Source organism: Sandaracinaceae bacterium (assembly GCA_016706685.1).
GTDB lineage: Bacteria > Myxococcota_A > Polyangia > Polyangiales > Houyiibacteriaceae > JADJJE01.
Genome location: JADJJE010000019.1, coordinates 1 through 16999, shown reverse-complemented (window position 1 = coordinate 16999; position 16999 = coordinate 1). Strand labels below are relative to the sequence as shown.

16 protein-coding genes are annotated in these 16999 nt (G+C 68.2%); 6 read left to right on the top strand and 10 right to left on the bottom strand.

What is annotated here, in order from left to right:
* Positions 1–92: 92 nt before the first annotated feature.
* From IPI43_22525 to IPI43_22480, 10 genes are all read right to left on the bottom strand, one after another.
* Entirely contained in the window at positions 93–893 is an 801-nt protein-coding gene (locus IPI43_22525; protein MBK7776871.1) for an outer membrane protein transport protein, read from the bottom strand.
* A 695-nt stretch (positions 894–1588) separates the two neighbouring features.
* A complete protein-coding gene (locus IPI43_22520; protein ID MBK7776870.1) occupies positions 1589–2335 on the bottom strand; it encodes an SDR family oxidoreductase in 747 nt (248 codons plus the stop codon).
* A gap of 46 nt (positions 2336–2381) precedes the next feature.
* Entirely contained in the window at positions 2382–3554 is a 1173-nt protein-coding gene (locus tag IPI43_22515) for an acyl-CoA dehydrogenase family protein (protein MBK7776869.1), read from the bottom strand.
* On the bottom strand, positions 3551–4780 hold the full coding sequence (locus IPI43_22510) for an acyl-CoA dehydrogenase family protein (GenBank protein MBK7776868.1): 1230 nt from the start codon (positions 4778–4780) through the stop codon (positions 3551–3553). The genes IPI43_22515 and IPI43_22510 overlap by 4 nt, the downstream gene beginning before the upstream one ends.
* Positions 4777–5820, bottom strand: coding sequence for a 4-hydroxy-2-oxovalerate aldolase (dmpG, locus tag IPI43_22505; protein ID MBK7776867.1), 1044 nt, complete (start codon positions 5818–5820; stop codon positions 4777–4779). Before dmpG ends, IPI43_22510 begins: the two co-directional genes overlap by 4 nt.
* Positions 5821–5860: 40 nt before the next feature.
* Positions 5861–6757 (bottom strand): acetaldehyde dehydrogenase (acetylating), encoded by an 897-nt coding sequence (locus IPI43_22500; GenBank protein ID MBK7776866.1) that lies wholly within the window; start codon positions 6755–6757, stop codon positions 5861–5863.
* 70 nt (positions 6758–6827) lie between these two features.
* Positions 6828–7616 carry a fumarylacetoacetate hydrolase family protein gene (locus IPI43_22495; protein ID MBK7776865.1) on the bottom strand — a complete coding sequence of 263 codons (789 nt, stop codon included), beginning with the start codon at positions 7614–7616 and terminating at the stop codon, positions 6828–6830.
* Positions 7616–8464 carry an alpha/beta fold hydrolase gene (locus IPI43_22490; GenBank protein ID MBK7776864.1) on the bottom strand — a complete coding sequence of 283 codons (849 nt, stop codon included), beginning with the start codon at positions 8462–8464 and terminating at the stop codon, positions 7616–7618. Before IPI43_22490 ends, IPI43_22495 begins: the two co-directional genes overlap by 1 nt.
* Before the next feature lie 21 nt (positions 8465–8485).
* Entirely contained in the window at positions 8486–9388 is a 903-nt protein-coding gene (locus IPI43_22485) for a VOC family protein (GenBank protein MBK7776863.1), read from the bottom strand.
* A gap of 25 nt (positions 9389–9413) precedes the next feature.
* Positions 9414–10592 (bottom strand): acyl-CoA dehydrogenase family protein, encoded by a 1179-nt coding sequence (locus IPI43_22480; protein ID MBK7776862.1) that lies wholly within the window; start codon positions 10590–10592, stop codon positions 9414–9416.
* Positions 10593–10760: 168 nt separating this feature from the next.
* Here IPI43_22480 and IPI43_22475 point away from each other — a divergent pair, with 168 nt between their 5' ends.
* From IPI43_22475 to IPI43_22450, 6 genes are all read left to right on the top strand, one after another.
* A complete protein-coding gene (locus IPI43_22475) occupies positions 10761–11639 on the top strand; it encodes an amidohydrolase (protein ID MBK7776861.1) in 879 nt (292 codons plus the stop codon).
* 77 nt (positions 11640–11716) lie between these two features.
* Positions 11717–12310: a DUF2378 family protein gene (locus IPI43_22470; protein ID MBK7776860.1), complete on the top strand. Its 594-nt coding sequence runs from the start codon at positions 11717–11719 to the stop codon at positions 12308–12310.
* A 311-nt stretch (positions 12311–12621) separates the two neighbouring features.
* On the top strand, positions 12622–14313 hold the full coding sequence (locus IPI43_22465) for a thiamine pyrophosphate-binding protein (protein MBK7776859.1): 1692 nt from the start codon (positions 12622–12624) through the stop codon (positions 14311–14313).
* On the top strand, positions 14310–15395 hold the full coding sequence (locus IPI43_22460) for a hypothetical protein (protein MBK7776858.1): 1086 nt from the start codon (positions 14310–14312) through the stop codon (positions 15393–15395). The genes IPI43_22465 and IPI43_22460 overlap by 4 nt, the downstream gene beginning before the upstream one ends.
* Positions 15396–15458: 63 nt before the next feature.
* Positions 15459–16724 carry a hypothetical protein gene (locus tag IPI43_22455; GenBank protein ID MBK7776857.1) on the top strand — a complete coding sequence of 422 codons (1266 nt, stop codon included), beginning with the start codon at positions 15459–15461 and terminating at the stop codon, positions 16722–16724.
* On the top strand, positions 16678–16999 hold a 322-nt coding region (locus IPI43_22450), incomplete at its 3' end, for a response regulator (GenBank protein MBK7776856.1). The genes IPI43_22455 and IPI43_22450, both read left to right, overlap by 47 nt.

Sequence of the window (16999 nt, the reverse complement as noted above, 5' to 3'; positions counted from 1 at the left end):
TGCCCCGGGTTTCAACCCGGGGTGCCCAAATCCCCCTTGCAGCAAGCACTCTCCGCCGTCGGGACAGCTTCAGCCCGCCGACCTCGAAGCGCTCAGAGCCGGTAGGTGCCCGACAACCCCATGAACCACGAGTTGATGGAGTAGTTGCCGTTGCAGCCGCCCTTGACGATGTCTCGGTTGGAGCAGTTGTTCACGTCGTCGGTGCGAATGACGGCCGTGGGGCCGAGCCCGGCGGCGAATCCGACGTCGATCACGAGGTGGCCGATGTCTACGCCGAACCCCGTGGCGATCTGCCAGGAGCGGTTGCTCGGAGGCGGTGAGAAGGGGGTGACAGTGCTAGCTGGTGTGGCGTTGATTCCCCACGTGGTGGCGAAGCGCCAGTGGAAGTTGTCCGAGATGTCGTACTCGGCCGCGGCTCCCAGGAGGTACACGTTCTTCCACGCGAAGTTGCTGCGGAACTGATCGAGGCCCGTGGCCTGGGCCAGGCGCCACGCTGCCGGGTCGACCCCGCCCTCCATGCCCTCGCGGTCGTTATCCAACGCGAACGTGAGGTTCCGGTTGGCGGTGGCGTGCATTTGGACGCGCCCCTCCAGGGAGAGCATGAGCCTGCGGTCCATGAGGTGGAACGCCACGCCGGCACGAATCATGTGAGGGACGAACCAGTCGGTCTCCGCCGCCAAGCTGGCGGGGATGCCCGCGGCGATGGCGCCGAGCCCCTCGGGCAGCTCGACTCGCCCCGACATGTGCACGCGCACCTTGCTGCGGTAGGCCGCGCCGATGGTGACCACATCGCTGATGTCGTACTGCGCACCGATGAAGATGCCGGGCGTCCCGAACCCCGCCACCGTCTGCTCGGCGGGCGCCCACGTTCCCACGATGTCCTGGAACGCCACGGCTTTGAAGTTTGCCGTAGGGGATGCGCAGCGCGAGGCCCAGCCGCAAGCCCTCGATGGGCTCCCAGGCGACGGGGATGGCCAGCTCGGCGATGAAGAGCTGCACGGACTGGTCCACCGGGACGTCGGGCACGAACGGATCCTGCACGCCCGTGGGAATGCGGTTTCCTTCGGGGTCCTCCATGTAGGTGGCGCCCTCGGTGAGCAGCCCGATGTTGTCGAAGTTGCCGCCGAAGCCCACCGAGATGTAGAGGCTGAGGCCCAGCACCCAGTCCTCCGCGACGCGGAAGCCAGCGCCCAGGAAGGGCAGCGGACCGATGAGCGGCGGGCTGTCTTGCTCGGAGCCGTAACCGCCGAACGGCGCGTTGTACGTGACCAGAAGCGTGGTGAAGCCCAGCGTGAGCTCGAACTTGTCGATGGAGAGCAGGCCTGCCGGGTTGTGGAACACCGACGGAGGCCCCTCCACGAAGGCCGCGCCGAGGCCGCCGGTGCCGGTGTAGCGCGCGCCGTGCACGCTGGGCGGCTCGGAGTTGGCGCGCGCGCTCGTGGCGGGCACAGCGAACGAGAGGGCGACCATCGCCAGCAGACAGCGCAACCGAAGCGTCATAGTGGGCGAGTAGACCACGAGCGAAACCCTCCGTAAACCTTCACCTGAGGCCGCGAGAGGGGCGCCCCGCGAGGCGCCCCGGCAGGCTTCAAGAGAGCGCGCCGCCGTCCGCGCGGATCTCGGTGCCGTTGATGAAGCGGGCGTCGTCCGAGCCGAGGAACGCGAACACCGACGCGATCTTCTCGGGCTTGGCGAAGCCCACGAACGGCATGGCGCCGGCCAGCAGCTTGAGGTCGCCGCCGGGGGGGGCCTTGAAGTCCGAGTGCAGGCTGGTGGCGATGCCGCCGCCGACCACGCTGTTGGCGCGCAGGCCCTGCTTCACGTACTCGATGTAGAGCGCGCGCGTGAAGCTCACCACGGCGCCCTTGGACGCGGCGTAGGCGCTCATCCACGGGTGGCTGCCGATGGCCGCGGTGCTGGCCATGTTGGTGATGGAGCTGTACTTGTTCTTGAGCAGGTGCGGGAGCGCGGCCTGGTTCACGTAGAACGTGCCGTGCATGTTGATGTTCATGATCGAGTGGTACTGCTCGAACGTCATCTCGTGCGTGTGGTAGGTGCGCAGGATGCCCGCGATGTGGAACAGCGTGTCGAAGCCGCCCAGCGCCTCGGCCGCCGCGTCCACGGTCTCCTTGACCTTCACGCCGTCGGTCACGTCGCACTCGAAGCTGAACGCCTTGCCGCCCAGGTCTTCGACCATCTTGTGGGTCTTCTCGAGCCCCTTGATGTCGATCAGCGCGACGCTGCCGCCCTCTTCCGCGATGCGCTTCGCGGTCGCCTGACCGATGCCCTGCGCTGCCCCCGTGATGACCACGTTCTTGTTCTCGTACCGCTTCATGGCTGTCTCTCCGCTGTCGTGAATGAGCCCGTGGACCGGGCGGGTGTCAGTAGCCGTTGAGCTCGGCCCAGCGCGCCCGCAGCGCGTCGTTGGTGCCAAAGCTCACGAGCGTGGTTTGCGCTCGCTTCAGGTAGAAGCCGATGTCGTGCTCGTCGGTCATGCCGATGCCGCCGTGCATCTGGATGGCCTCGCGGGCCACGTCGTAGAAGGCTTCGCTAGCGCGCACCTTGGCGAGCGCCGCGAACTTGGCCACCTCGCGCGGGTCACGGCTGGTGTCCACCGTCCGAGCCGCCGCGACGACCGCAGAGCGAGCCAGCGCGATGCTCGTGTAGAGCCGCGCCGCGCGGTGCTGCAGCGCCTGGAAGGAGCCGAGCGGGCGGTCGAACTGCACGCGCTCCTTGAGGTAGCTGATGGTGTCCTCGAAGGCCTGCTCCATGGCCCCCAGCATCTCGGCCGCGAGCCCGATGCGCGCGCGGTCGAGCACTTGCTCCAGCACCGCCGCGCCGAACGCGAGGCCGTCGAGACCGCCGAGCACGTCGTCGGCGCCGAGCTGCACACCGTCCAGCATGACCGTGCCCGCGTTGCGCAGGTCGAGCGCCACGTGGCGCGTGACCGTCACCCCTTTCCGGGTGGGGTCCACCAGAAAGATGGCGACCCGCCCGTTCACCTTGGCGCTGACCAGGATCAGGTCCGCCACGTGAGCGTCCAACACACCCACCTTGGTGCCGCTCAGCACGAACGTGTCGCCGGTGCGCTTCGCCGTGGCGAGCCCCGCATGGGCGTTGCCGCGCGCGCCGAGCTCGTCGAACGCGAGCGTGACGAGCTTCTCGCCACCCGCGATCCCAGGCAACCAGGCCGCCTGCTGCGCCTCGCTTCCGCCCAGCAACAAGGCCTGTGCGCCCAGCAGCAGCGTGGACACCAGCGGCTCGGGCATGAGGCGCCGGCCGCACTGCTCCAGCACCACGGCGAGGTCGAAGAAGCCGAGGCCGAGGCCGTCGTGCGCCTCGGGCAGCTGCAGACCCAGCCAGCCGAGACCCGCCATCTCGCGCCACAGGTCGTCGCTGAAGCCGCGCGGGTCACGCGTGTCGCGCAGCGTGCGCAGGCGCCCCACGGGGGCGTGCTGGTCCACGAACTGGCGCGCCGTGCTGCGCAGCATCAGCTGCTCTTCGTCCAGCACGAGCCGCAGCGTCTCCTGACCGTTGCTCACGACGACGCTCATTTGCCCTCCGGCAGGCCGAGCACCTGCTTGGCGATGATGTTGAGCTGGATCTCGCTCGACCCGCCCTCGATCGTGTTGGCGCGCGAGCGCAGCCACTCCCGTGTGTAGGCGAGGTCCTCGTCGTCGAAGGCGTCGCCCTCCCAGCCCAGCCCCGCGGCGCCCGCGAGCGCCATGCCGGTCTCGAAGCGCCGCTGCTTCAGCTCGGTGGCGACGATCTTCATGATGGAGCTCTCGTGCCCGGGCCCACCCGCCGCGCGGCTCTGCGCCAGTCGGTCGAGCGTGAGCTGGAAGGCCGCCTCTTCCATGGACACCGCCGCCACGCGGTCGCGCAGCAGCGGATCCGGCAGCGGGCCCTCGGGCGCCCGGAGGTGGGTGCGCCCCAGCTTCACCAGCTCGCGCTGCGTGGAGCCCGGGTCCCGCCCGATGGACTGACCGATCATGGAGCGCTCGTGGCCCAACAGCGCCTTGGCCACCGTCCAGCCGCTGTTCACCTCGCCCACCACGTTGGCCCGCGGCACGCGCACGTTCTCGAAGAACGTCTCGCAGAACGGAGAAGCGCCGCTGATGAGCTCGATCTTGCGCGGGGTCACGCCCTCGCTGCGCATGTCGGCGAGGATGAACGTGATGCCGCTCTGCTTCTTGGCGCGGCGGTCCGTGCGCGCCAGGCAGAAGATCCAGTCACTGCGGTCGGCGTGGCTGGTCCACACCTTCTGCCCGTTCAGGATGAAGTGATCCGGCCCGTCCTCTTCACACGACAGCTGCACGTTGGCCAAGTCGGAGCCCGCGTTGGGTTCGCTGTAGCCTTGGCACCAGCGGATCTCACCCGCGCAGATCTTGGGCAAGTGTTCCAGCTTCTGCGCCTCGTTGCCGAACTGCAGCAGCGTGGGCCCGATCATGGCGAAGCCGAATCCCACCACCGGGCGCGGCAGCCCCAGCACGCGCATCTCGTCGTACAGCACCTTGGCGTGCTCGTAGGTGAGCCCCGCGCCACCGTAGGCCTTGGGCCACGTGGGCGCCGTGAGCCCGCGCGCCAGCGTCACGTCGCGCCAGCGCAGCACGTCGGGGTCCACGGGCGGATGCAGCTTGCCGCCCCAGTAGCCATCGAACGGGCCACAGGGGGACGTGCCGCGCAGGCTCGCCGGGGCCTCCTCCAGCATGAACGCGCGCATCTCCGCGCGGAACTCACGCAGCTCGGGGCTCTCGCTCGACGTGCTCGCCTCGGTCATTCGGCCTCTGCGCTCGCGGCCGCGCGCGCCTTCGCCATGTCGAGCGCGAGGTCCTCGATCATGTCCTCTTGGCCGCCCACGGTGCCGCGGCGCCCGAGCTCCATCAGGATGTCGCGCGAGGGCACGCCGTACTTCGCGCTGGCGCGCTTGGCGAACAGCAGGAACGACGAGTAGACGCCCGCGTAGCCCAGCGTGAGCGAGTCGCGGTCCGTGCGCACCTTGTGGTGCATCATCGGGTACACAATCTCTTCGGCCACATCCATGATCTTGAAGAGGTCCACGCCGGAGGAGACGCCCATGCGCTCCAGCACGGCCACGAACACCTCGAGCGGCGTGTTGCCCGCGCCCGCGCCCATGCCCGCGGTGGAGCCGTCGATGCGGTCGGCGCCCGCCTCGATGGCCGCCAGCGAGTTGGAGATGCCCATGTGCATGTTGTGGTGCCCGTGGAAGCCCACCTGCGTGCCCGGGTTCACCTTGGACTTGAGCAGCCCGATGCGCGCGCTCACGTCGTCCGGCAGCATGTAGCCGGCCGAGTCGGTGATGTAGAGGCAGTTGGCGCCGTAGTCCTCCATGAGCTTGGCCTGCGCCACCACGTGCTCGGGCGAGATCATGTGGGCCATCATCAAGAAGCCCACCGTGTCCATGCCCAGCTTGGCGCCCAGCTTGATGTGCTGCTCTGAGACGTCGGCCTCGGTGCAGTGCGTGGCCACGCGAATGGTGCTCACGCCGCAGTCGAGCGCCATGCGCAGGTGCTCGACGGTGCCGATGCCGGGCAGCAGCAGCGCCGAGACCTTGGCGTTCTTCATCTTGGGGATGACGGCCCGGAGGTACTCCTCGTCGCTGGCCGCCGGGAAGCCGTAGTTCACCGAGGCGCCGCCGAGACCGTCGCCGTGCGTCACCTCGATGAGCGGCATGCCCGCCTCGTCGAGCGCGGTGGCCGTCTGCACCATCTGGTCGACGGTGATCTGGTGCTGCTGCGGGTGCATGCCGTCGCGCAGGCACATGTCGTGGAGGATGATGCTCTTGCCGTTGAGGTTCATGGCGTGGTCTTTCTTACTGCGGCTTGCTGCGAGGCGGGGTTCAGGCGGCGGCGTCTGCGAGCATGCGCTCAGCGAAGATCTCGGCCGTGCGGAGCCCGGCGGCCGTCATGATGTCCAGGTTGCCGGCGTACTTGGGCAGGAAGTCGCCGAGGCCCTCCACCTCGAGGAACACCGACACGCGCTTGCCGTCGAACACGGGGCCGTTCTTGAGCGTGTAGCCCGGCACGTAGCGCTGCACTTCCTTCACCATCTCGAGGATGGACTTGGTGATGGCGGCCTGGTCGGGCTCGTCCACCGTGAGGCAGTGCACCGTGTCGCGCATGATGAGCGGCGGCTCGGCCGGGTTGATGATGATGATGGCCTTGCCCTCCTTGGCGCCGCCCACCTCCATCACGCCGCGCGCCGTGGTGCGCGTGAACTCGTCGATGTTCTTGCGGGTGCCCGGGCCCGCCGACTTGGACGACACCGTGGCCACGATCTCGCCGTAGGCCACGGCCTGCACGCGGCTCACCGCCGCGACCATGGGGATGGTGGCCTGGCCACCGCACGTGACCATGTTCACGTTCTGGGCCTGCTCGCCGACCATGGCCGCCAAGTTCACGGGCGGCACGCAGAAGGGCCCGATGGCCGCCGGCGTGAGGTCGATCATCTTCACGCCGTACTTCTTGACGATGTCGTTGTTGGCGCCGTGCACGTAGGCGCTGGTGGCGTCCCAGCAGATCTGGATGTTGTCCGCCACGATGTGCGGCTCGAGCCCGGCCACGCCCTCGTGCGTGCACTTGAGGCCCAGCTGCTTCGCGCGCGCGAGGCCTTCCGAGGCCTCCTCGATGCCCACCATCCACACGGGCTCGATCACCTCGCTGCGGAGGGCCTTGTAGAGCAGGTCCGTACCGATGTTTCCGGACCCGATGATCGCTGCTTTGATCTTCTTCGACATGGTTGCCTCGAGCTGCGCCGCGCGTGCGGCCGGGAAAATGGGGGGATGAGCGCTGAGGCTCGGGGGGGCCTCAGGTGAAGCGCACGGCCGCGGTGCCCACGCCGTCGACCTCGAGGCGCATCTCGTCGCCCGCGACCACGGGCTCGAGGGGCACCAGCGAGCCGGAGAGCACCACGTCACCCGCGTTGAGCGAGATGCCGAACTCGCCGAGGGTGTTGGCCAGCCACGTGACGCAGTTGACCGGCGAGCCGAGCGCGGCGCTGCCGAGGCCCTGGCTGAGCAGGGCGCCGTTCTTGTAGACGCGCATCTGGAGGTTGGGGAAGTCGAGGCCCTCGGGGCTCACGTGCTCGGCCCCCAGCACGAACAGACCGCAGCTGGCGTTGTCCGCCACGGTGTCCTGGATGCGGACCTTCCAGTCCTTCACGCGGCTGTCCACGATCTCGAAGCACGCCATGACGTAGTCCGTGGCGGCCAGCACGTCTTCGTTGGTGACCCCCGGGCCCACCAGGTCCTTCTTGAGCTTGAACGCGATCTCGCCCTCGGCGCGCGGCTGGATGAGCAGCTGGCTGATGGGCATCTCGCCGCCGTTCTCGTACAGCATCTGGTCGGTGAGGTAGCCGAAGTCCGGCTGGTGCACGTCCAGCATCTCCTGCACGGCCTTGCTGGTGACGCCGATCTTCTTGCCGATGATCTGCTCGCCGTCGTCGCTCATGCGCCGCTTCACCATGTGGAGCGACACGTGGTACGCGTCGGCGATGGTGATCTCGGGCCAGCGCGTGGTCAGCGGACTCAGCGTGTGGCGCGCGCGCAGGGCTTCGTACAGCGCGTTTCCGTGCTCTTCGATCTTGGCCTGATCCATCAGCCCAGGTCTCCGTTGAGGAAGCGCAGCGTGGTCTCGTTGAAGAGCTTCGGGTACTCCACCATGACCCAGTGGCCGCACTGGCTGATGATGACGGTGCGCGAGCTGGGCACGCGCTCGGCCACCTTGGCCGCGCCCGACACGGGGCAGAAGTTGTCGTTCACGCCCCAGAAGCACAGCGTGTCCTGGGTGATGTTGGCGAGCTCGGCTTCCTGGTTCTTCACCAGCAGGCGCGCCAGCAAGCCCGGCGGCTGCGTCTCCGCGATCTGGAAGCGCTCCTCGATGATCTCGTCGGTGATGAGCGACGTGTTGAACAGCTGCAGCCCGAAGGTGCCGCGCATGCTCTCGCGCGAGAGCCCCGCGGTGAGGTTCCCGAGCATGGTCTTGATGCCCAGCATGTTCATGTAGGTCTCGCGCTCTTCGAGACCGCCGGGCGCCATGAGGACCAGCTTGCCCACGCGCGCGGCGTGATCGAGCGCCAGCCGCATGCACACGGCGCCACCCATGGAGTTGCCCACCAGGTGCACCTTCTCGGTGATGCCGAGGCCGTCGAGCATGCCCACGAACTGCGTGGCGAGGTCGCTCATGAAGAACTTCCCCTCGGTGGGCTTGCTGCTGTAGCCGTAGCCGAACATGTCGGGCACCAGCGTGCGGTAGCCGGCCGCGTTGAGCGCCGGGTAGTTGCCCTTGAAGTTGCTCCAACCGCTGGCCCCGGGGCCCGAGCCGTGGATGAAGAGCACGGTGCCGCGGTAGGGGACGCCCTCGGCCGCAGGGACATCGTGGAGGTGCAGCGTGACGCCGGAGCCAACGTCGACGTACTTACCTTCGGGCACTGCCGGTACAACCATGATCTCTAGTCTCTCTCTCGCTCAGGCGGGGGTCTCGGTCTTGGGGCGCTTGCGCGGCGGGCGGCGGTGCCCCCACTCGCTGATGGCGTTGTACGTGGTGGGCTCCCACGTCTCGTCGTCGATGATGCGGCCACCGTGACCGAACTCGAACTGCGTGCCGCTGGGGGTCTGCGCGTAGAACGAGAACATGCGGTCGTTGGGGTGGCGGCCGAGCTCCTGCTCGATGACCACGTCGTGGTCGCGCGCCCGGTCGTAGGCCAGGCCCACGTCGTCGATGCTGGCCACCTGCAGCATGAAGTGGTGCACCCGCTTCGGCATGGGTCCGCCCATGGCCAGGCTGTGGTGCCGTGGGTTGGTGTGCAGGAACGCGATGTCCACATGGTACGTCCCGATGTCGCACACGATGTGGTCGCTGAGCTTGAAGCCCAGCACGTTCATGTAGAAGTCGCGGCTCTCGTCGCGGTTGCGCGTGGAGATGACCAGGTGGCCGAGGCCCAGCTCGTCGGCCACGAAGTGCGACCCCACGAGCTCGCTCTTGAAGGGCTGCTCGCCCAGCGTGGGCCCGTGGAAGAGCTCCACCGGGATGCGGCCCGGGTCACGGAACAGCGCCATGCCCGCAACGCCCCGGTCGGCGCAGGCCTCGGCGCTGCCGCGCGTGACCTCCACGCCGGCGGCCGTGAGGCGCGCCACGCACTCGTCCAGCTTTACCGCGTCGGCCACCTGCCAGCCCATGGTCTTCAAGTCATCGCGCGGTCCGGGCGTGACCACGAAGCGGTAGCCGTGGCCATCCATGCGAAAGCGCATGCTGCCGTCGGTGGCCTTGTCGACCAGCTGGGTGCCGAGCACCTTGGTCATGAACACTTCCCAGGCGCCGAGGTCCGAGACCTCGAACTCGAGGAAGCCGAGCTGCTGAATGAGACTCATGGGGGGCTCTCTCGTCGCTCTCGACTCAGATGAAGAAGTCGGTGTTCTTGTTGCCGAACTGCATGGCGCCGAAGTTGGCCGCCGGCTTGTCCGGACCGTTGGCGTGGTGCGCGCGGATGGCGTGCACGTCCTGCCAGTGGCGGTTGATGTCGTTGCCCTGGAAGAGCACGCGGCCACCGCACGCGGTGAACAGCGCGTCCACCACCTCGACGGCGGCGCTCACGGCGCGGGCCGAGTCGTTGCGGAAGCGCGCGCGGCGCTCGAGCGGGATGGCCTCGCCGCGCTCGAGGTAGCCGAACATCTCGTCGAAGTTGCGCTCGAGCGTGATGATCTCGCGGTCGATGATGGCCGCGGCCTCGGCTGCGGCGATGTTGTTGAGCAGGTTGTCGGCCGCCTTGCCGCCGGTGGCCTGCGAGACCTTGGTCTTCATGTACTCGTTGAACGACTCGAGCGCGCCGAGCGCGGCGCCGAGCGCGGGCGTGCTGACCGAGCGCACGTGGATCTGCCCGAACGGGTAGCGGTAGACCGGCGAGGGGTTGACCTCGTTGCCGGGGCTGTTCGAGCGGAAGCCGTCGAAGAACTTGTGCATGTGGTGGGCCGGCACCTTCGCGTTGTTCACGAGGATGTCCTTGCTGCCCGACGACTTGAGGCCCGACACGAACCAGTTGTCGACGATCTCGTAGTCCGCGCGCGGCAGGAGGAACGTGCGCATGTCGGGCGGGCTGCCGGCCTCCGTGGGCACGAAGCCGCCCAGGAAGATCCACTGCGCGTGGTCGCAGCCGCTCGAGAACGACCAGTGCCCGCTGAGCGAGGCCGCGCCATCGTCCAGCCAGGTGGACTTGCCCACGGGCATGTAGCTCGAGGAGATGAGCGTCTTCGGGTCATCGCCCCAGACCTCGTCCTGCGCTTGCTTCGGGAACAGCGCGAGCTGCCAGGTGTGCACGCTGAGCACGCCGAACACCCAGGCGCTGGACGCGCAGCCCTTCCCCAGCTCGATCTGCAGCTGGTAGAGGATCTTGGGGTTCATCTCGTACCCGCCGTAGCGCTTGGGCTGCACCGCCTTGAAGAGCCCCAACGCGTGGAAGTCCGCGATGGTCTCGTCCGGGGTGCGGCGCAGCTCGCCCGCCTTGTCGGCGCGCTCACGAAGCGTGGGGGCCAGCTTGCGTGCCCGCTCGATCAGGTCCTCGGGAGTGACTTCCGCCATGGAATCCTCTTGCTGCGGCGCTGCCGCGGCTTGGGTGGGGGTGGTAGCGTGCGAGACGGCTTGCGTGCTGCGCGCCGTGCGCCATAAAGTAGAACACGTTCTATCTCACGGATGCCCCGCTGTCCAGCCGCGTCTCCGGTATTCGAGTCCCAGCCGAAAGAGCCCCCCATGTCGCTGCCTGCCGACCCCAAAGACTACCGTGCCATCGACCTGATGCTGCAGATCCCCGGCGAGGACAACAGCGCCTGGTATGAGTCCATGAAGCCGCTGCTGCGCGACGAGGAGAGCCGCAGCGTCTTCAAGATGCCCGCGCAGTACATGTTCAAGGACATCCCGGACACCGGGAAGCACGACGACTACGTGGCCTACACGCTGGGCGAGATGGACCGCTGGGGCATCGCGCGCGCCATGATCAGCGTGAACACGGACAAGTCGCAGAACCTCGAGGCCATCAAGCGCCACCCGGACCGCTTCTTCGCCTGCTACGGCGCCGACCCCAACATGGGCATGGACGAGGTGCGCAAGATCAAGCAGCTGCACCGCGAGCACGGCATCAAGTGCGTGACGGGCTTCCCGTCGGGCCTGTGCCCCCAGGTGCCCATCAACGACAAGAAGTGGTACCCGGTCTACGCCGCCTGCGTGGAGCTGGACATCCCCATCTCGCTGACCGTCGGCGTACCCGGGCCACGCCTCCCGATGGCGCCGCAGCACGTGGAGCTCATCGACGAGGTCTGCTGGTTCTTCCCCGAGCTGCGCTTCGTCATGCGGCACGGCGCCGAACCCTGGGTGGACCTGGCCATCAAGCTCATGCTCAAGTACCCGAACCTGTACTACTGCACCAGCGCCTTCCGGCCGAAGCACTACCCCAAGGCCATCGTGCAGTACGCCAACACGCGCGGCGCCGACAAGATCATGTACGCGGGCTACTTCCCCATGGGGCTGTCGCTCGAGCGCATCATGCTGGACATGCCCGAGGTGCCCTTCAAGCCCGAGGTGTGGCCGAAGTTCCTGCACGAGAACGCCCGGCGCGTCTTCAAGCTGGACTAGGCGTGCCCCGAGCGGGGGGTTTCCTCCGAACGGAAACTTCGCACCGCACTTCCGGCCAAGAGGAGTACACTCGCCGCGTGGATGAGCGCCAACGCCTGCTTGACGAGATCTCGGAGTACTGTGACCTGCGAGTGCGGTTGGCGACGATTCCGCCATCGGCGAAGTGGCGCGGGATGTACTTCAACGCTGTGAGCGGAGTGCTCGAGCGCGCAGGCAAGCTGGGCGAGTACCAGCGACTCATGCCCGAGACGTACTCCCCGCTGCGCATGTACCCAGCAGGAGAGCTGCTGGAGCATGTGGCGGTCGCCGGCGCGCTGCTGCGATCGCCGCAGGATGTGCACGCCGGCATGCACGAGGTGGGGCGCGACAACGCCCTGTACTTCGCGCGCAGCTTGCTGGGCCGCACGATGCTCAGGCTGCTCGATGAGGACCCCTACCGTGTGCTGCAGCAGGGCGTCGCTGGGCGCAGGCAGTCCGCGACGTACGGTCGTTGGCGTCTGGAGCGCACCGGCGAGAGGAGCGCGTTGATGCACTTCGAGCAGGAGTACGGGTGGATCGAGTCCTACATGCTGGGCGCCGGCATCGGGACGTTCGAGTCGGTGGGGGTGACGGGGTCGTTCGAGGTCGAGCTGGACGGCCCGTACGACGGTCGACACGTCATCCGGTGGTAGCCGGCGCTGCCATGGCGCCCAGACTCGCCGGTTCGGCCAGGCGGCCAACCTCGCGCTGGGCGAAAGGTCAAGACTTGAAATTTCGGAATTACTGAATTTTAGCATCCGTTGAGATAGTAATCTCTACTGGCATACTGTCTGCAGTGGGGCGCGACATGACTCGTTCAGCCTCCCCCCTCGCCCCGACCGCCTTTCCATCCGTCGACCCTGCCCACGCGGACGACTCCCACCCCTTCGAGGACCGCCAATCCGACATTCGGGGCATCCTCGGCGCACTCCCGACATCGACCCTTTCGCCAGACGCCGCTGCGATGCGGCTGGTCGCGGCCCTCGTCGCCCGCGGCGTCGACACCTACTTCGGGATCCCCGGTGGCCCGGTGTGCCCGATCTTCGAGGCCCTGCGCCTGACACCCGGCGTCACTCTCATCGAGTCGCGCCACGAGTCCAACGCCGCCTTTGCGGCGGCTGCCTACCAACGCGCGAGCGGCAAGACGCCCTGTGTCGTGGTGACCGCGGGCCCTGGCATCACGAACGCCGTCACGGGGATCGCCTCCGCCAGCCTCGAGCGCATACCCATGTTGGTCATCTGTGGGGACGTCCCCTGGGAGTCCCATGGCGGATGCTTGGCACAGGACTCCGGGCCCGGTGGACTCGGTGTGGAGCAGATCCTCGCGCCCATCACGCGCGGTCGGATCCGAGTGAGTCACGCGCGCTCGGCCGCCACGCAGGCCCTGGCCGCGCTCGACCTGGCGACCTCACCGATGAGCCCGGGACCAGCGCTGCTCGTCGTGCCTCTCGATCGCGCGACGGCGCCTGCCCCCGAAGTGCCGGTGGTCCCAGCCGCCAAACGCTATGTCATGGCCCCCGACCACGCCGCGACCCTCGAGGCCATGCAGTGGCTGTCGGAGGCGGCCCACCCGCTGATCGTCATCGGGGGCGCCTGTCGTGGCCACGAGGCCTCCGTGCAGCGTCTCGTCGATCTACTCGACGTCCCGTTCGTGACGACCCCACGAGCGAAGGGAGTGGTGAGTGAGCTCCACCCGCGTTCGCTTCGCACGGGCGGCATGGCGGCATCGATGTGGGCTCGACGCTACACGGCGGAGCCCGTGGACGTCGCGCTCGTATTGGGCACGGACCTCGATGACACGTCGATGGGACCGACGCCCTACATCGGACCCAGCGGACGCTTGGTGCACGTGGACATCAACCCGGCGGTGTTCAACCGGAACGCCCCCACGGCGCTCGCCATCCAGGCGGACGTGGGGGCGTTCGCCGAGGCCGCCTACGACGTGGCGTCACGGGAGGGTCTGCGCAACGGGAAGTGTCACGCTGCGCTGCGCGCCATCAAGCGCCAGTCGGCATTCGACGTCCCCGACTTCGCAGGCGACGATGCCCCTCGGATTCGCCCGCACCGCGCGCTGGCCGACGTGCAGCATGCGGCCGGCCCGAACGCCCGATTCATCACCGACATTGGTGAGCACATGCTCTTCGCGCTCCACTACCTCGTCGCCACGACGAGCGATCAGTTCCAGATCCACTTGAACCTCGGGAGCATGGGCTCTGGTATCGCCGGCGCGGTGGGTATGGCGCTGGCGGACCGAGCGCGCCCTGTCGTCTGCGTGTGTGGCGACGGTGGCATGCAGATGGCGGGCATGGAGGCGCTGGTGGCCGTACGCGAGCGCCTGCCCATCGTGTTCACGGTCTTCAACGATTCCCGCTACAACATGGTCCACCACGGGATGAAGCAGATCTTCGGCCAAGCGGACGCGTGGGAGTCCCCGCACGTGGACTTCGCGTCCTGGGCGCGAGCCATGGGTATGCCCGCTGCGGTCGTCGAGCAGCCGGGAAAGATCACCGCAGAGCTGATCGATTCGCTGGCCCCATTCGGCGGTCCCGTGCTCCTGGACGTGCGCATCGATCGCGAGAGCCGCATCCGCGGCGGGGGTCGCGTGGAGGCGCTCCAGCACATGTCGATGCTCGCCACGGGAGCCAGCGGGCGATGAATCCGGCCTACGTGAGCGGCCTCGGGGTGTGGTTCCCCGACACGATTCGCACCAACTCCGCGTGGCCGGCCGCCTTCCGGGCGCGCTCGGAAGGGATGTCGGAGACCTCCGATCGGTCGTTCGTCGACATCCCAGTCCATACGAGCGACCACGCGGGCGCGGTGTCGGCGCGCTTCATCGCCGCCGAGAGGTCGGACCCGTTCCTCGGGGCGTTGCAGCGCCACGTCGCGGACGACGCCATGTCTTCCCGAGAGGCCGAGGCTCTAGCGGGCCGTGCGGCGTTGGCGGACGCCGGGATCCGGGGCGAAGAGGTGGACACCGTGCTGTCGTGGACGATGGTGCCGGATCGCGTGACGCCTTCCTCGGCGAACCACGTCGCGCACGCAATCGGCGCTCGGCGTGCCATTGCCTTCGGGGTCGATGCTGCGTGTGCGAGCGCGCTGGTTCAGCTGCAGACCGCAGTCGCACTGGTGGCGTCGGGCCACTCCAAGGTCGTGCTCGCGACTCAGTCGCACCTCATGCTGCGCGCCTTCCCCATGTCGCACCCCGCGTCGCCCGGACTCGGCGACGGAGCCAGCGCGTTCGTCGTCACGCGCGCCGAGGGTCCCTTCCGTGTCGGGGCGATCCACGGGGTGACCCACGGGGAGCACTACTTGTCCGTCGCTTTCGTCCGAGACGGGGACGCGAACGACCCCCCGTGGTATCGCGCGGGAGGCGAGTCGCGCTTGGGGAGTGTCGATGGCGAGGGAGCACGCTATCTGATGAAAGAGACCGTCCGGATGGGGGTCTCCACGATGGAAGAGACGGCGCAGGCCGAGGGCATCAGCCCGCACCGTATCGACACCCTGTGTGCCGTGCAGCCGAGGCGGTGGACATCCGCCGCCATCGCGGAGTGCCTGGGCCTGGATCAGGACGCTTCCGTCCACACTTACGAGTCCGTGGCGCACCTCGGCGGGTGTGGGCCCGTGGTCAACTGGCACGAGGCGCGGCGTCTCGGAAAGCTGACCTCTGGGTCCACTTTGGGCATCTACGCGCAAGGAGCGGGTTTCGTTCGAATGGGCGCCATCGTTCATTGCATGTGAGACTGCACGAAGATGCAGCAGTGCCCCCACACGCGCATCTGATAGGCTCCCCCCGAGCTCCACGTGGATTCTACGACCGATAACGACCACCGCATCGCCGTGCTGCTCGTGGCGCAGACGGAGGGCCTCGTGGATGAGCTCAGGCCCTTCCTCGCGCTCCATCAGCCGGCCTGGAACTACCGCGTTGAACTGCGCTTCGATCCGCGCTCACCGGACACGGCCATCAACAGCGCGCGGGTGGACTTCGGGCAGGCGCCGCTCGGCTACCTGGCAGCCACCGACGTGGCGCGCTTCGACGCAATCCGCGCGGGCTGCGATGACGCCGTGGTGCTCACGGTAGCAGACCCGAAGGCCATGGCCGTCTTCCTGGATCTGCTGGTGCTGCGGGCCCAGCTGCGCCGGGAACACGCTGCGCTCTCGCAGACCGCCGCGCAGAGTGAGAAGCTCGCCGCGCTCGCCACGCTGGTGGCCGGTGTCGGGCACGAGATCAACAACCCCCTGTCCGCCATCATGCTCTCCGTGGCGGCCTCACAGCGCTACCTGCAGCCACTCATCGACGCGAGCCGCGCGGTGAGCATGGCGGCCGAGTCCGGCTCGGCGCTGCCCAGCGACGAGGTGGCGCGGCTCTCCATGAGCGTGACGCCCATCCTGTCGCGCGAGGGCGGTCCGGCCATCACGCGCGTGCTGGACGACATCATGGGTGCCGCCGGGTCCATCGCCTCGGTGGTGCGTGACCTGCGCGTCTTCGCGCGCGCCGACGGCGACGAGCCCGCCAACATCTGCTCGGTGCCCGAGGTCATCGATCACGCGCTGCGCCTGGTGGGCCGCGAGTTCGCCTCGCGCGCCATCGTGGAGCGCGACTACGCCGACAACCTGCCGGCGCTGGTGCTGCCCAAGCACCGCTTGACGCAGGTGCTGACCAACCTGCTGGTGAACGCCGCCCACGCCATGAACGAGGTGGAGCGCCCCACGCACCGCGTGCGCATCACCGCCCGCGGCGACGGCGAGATGGTCATCATCAGCGTGTCCGACACGGGCCGCGGCGTCCCCCAAGATCAGCTCGAGCGCATCTTCGATCCGTTCTTCACCACCAAGCGCGAAGGGGCTCGGCACCGGGCTCGGCCTCAGCATCTCGCGCTCCATCCTGCACCGCCTGGGCGGCGACCTGCTGGTGGACTCGGTCTACGGCGAGGGCGCCACGTTCATGTGCCTGCTGCCCTGTCCCAGCCCGGAACAGATGCGCTCGGCCTCGCACATCCCAGGGCACCGCATCGAGGTGCCCATGGAGCGCGCCTTCCAGTGGTCGCTGCTAGCCGTGGACGACGATGAACGCATCCTGCGCGCGTACTCGCGGCTGCTCGGGCGAGACTTCCGCCTGGTCACGGCGCGTGACGGCCTAGAGGCCATCGAGCTGCTCCGCTCGGGCACCAGCGTGGACGCCATCGTCTCGGAGATCGATCTGCCCGAGGTGACCGGCCCCGAGCTGCTAGCGTGGCTGGAAGCCGAGATGCCCGAGCTGGCCGACCGCGTGCTCTTCGTGACCGGCGCCCAAGACCGGCCTGCCTTCGCCGAATTCGTGCGCGAGCAGAGCGACCGCGTGCTGC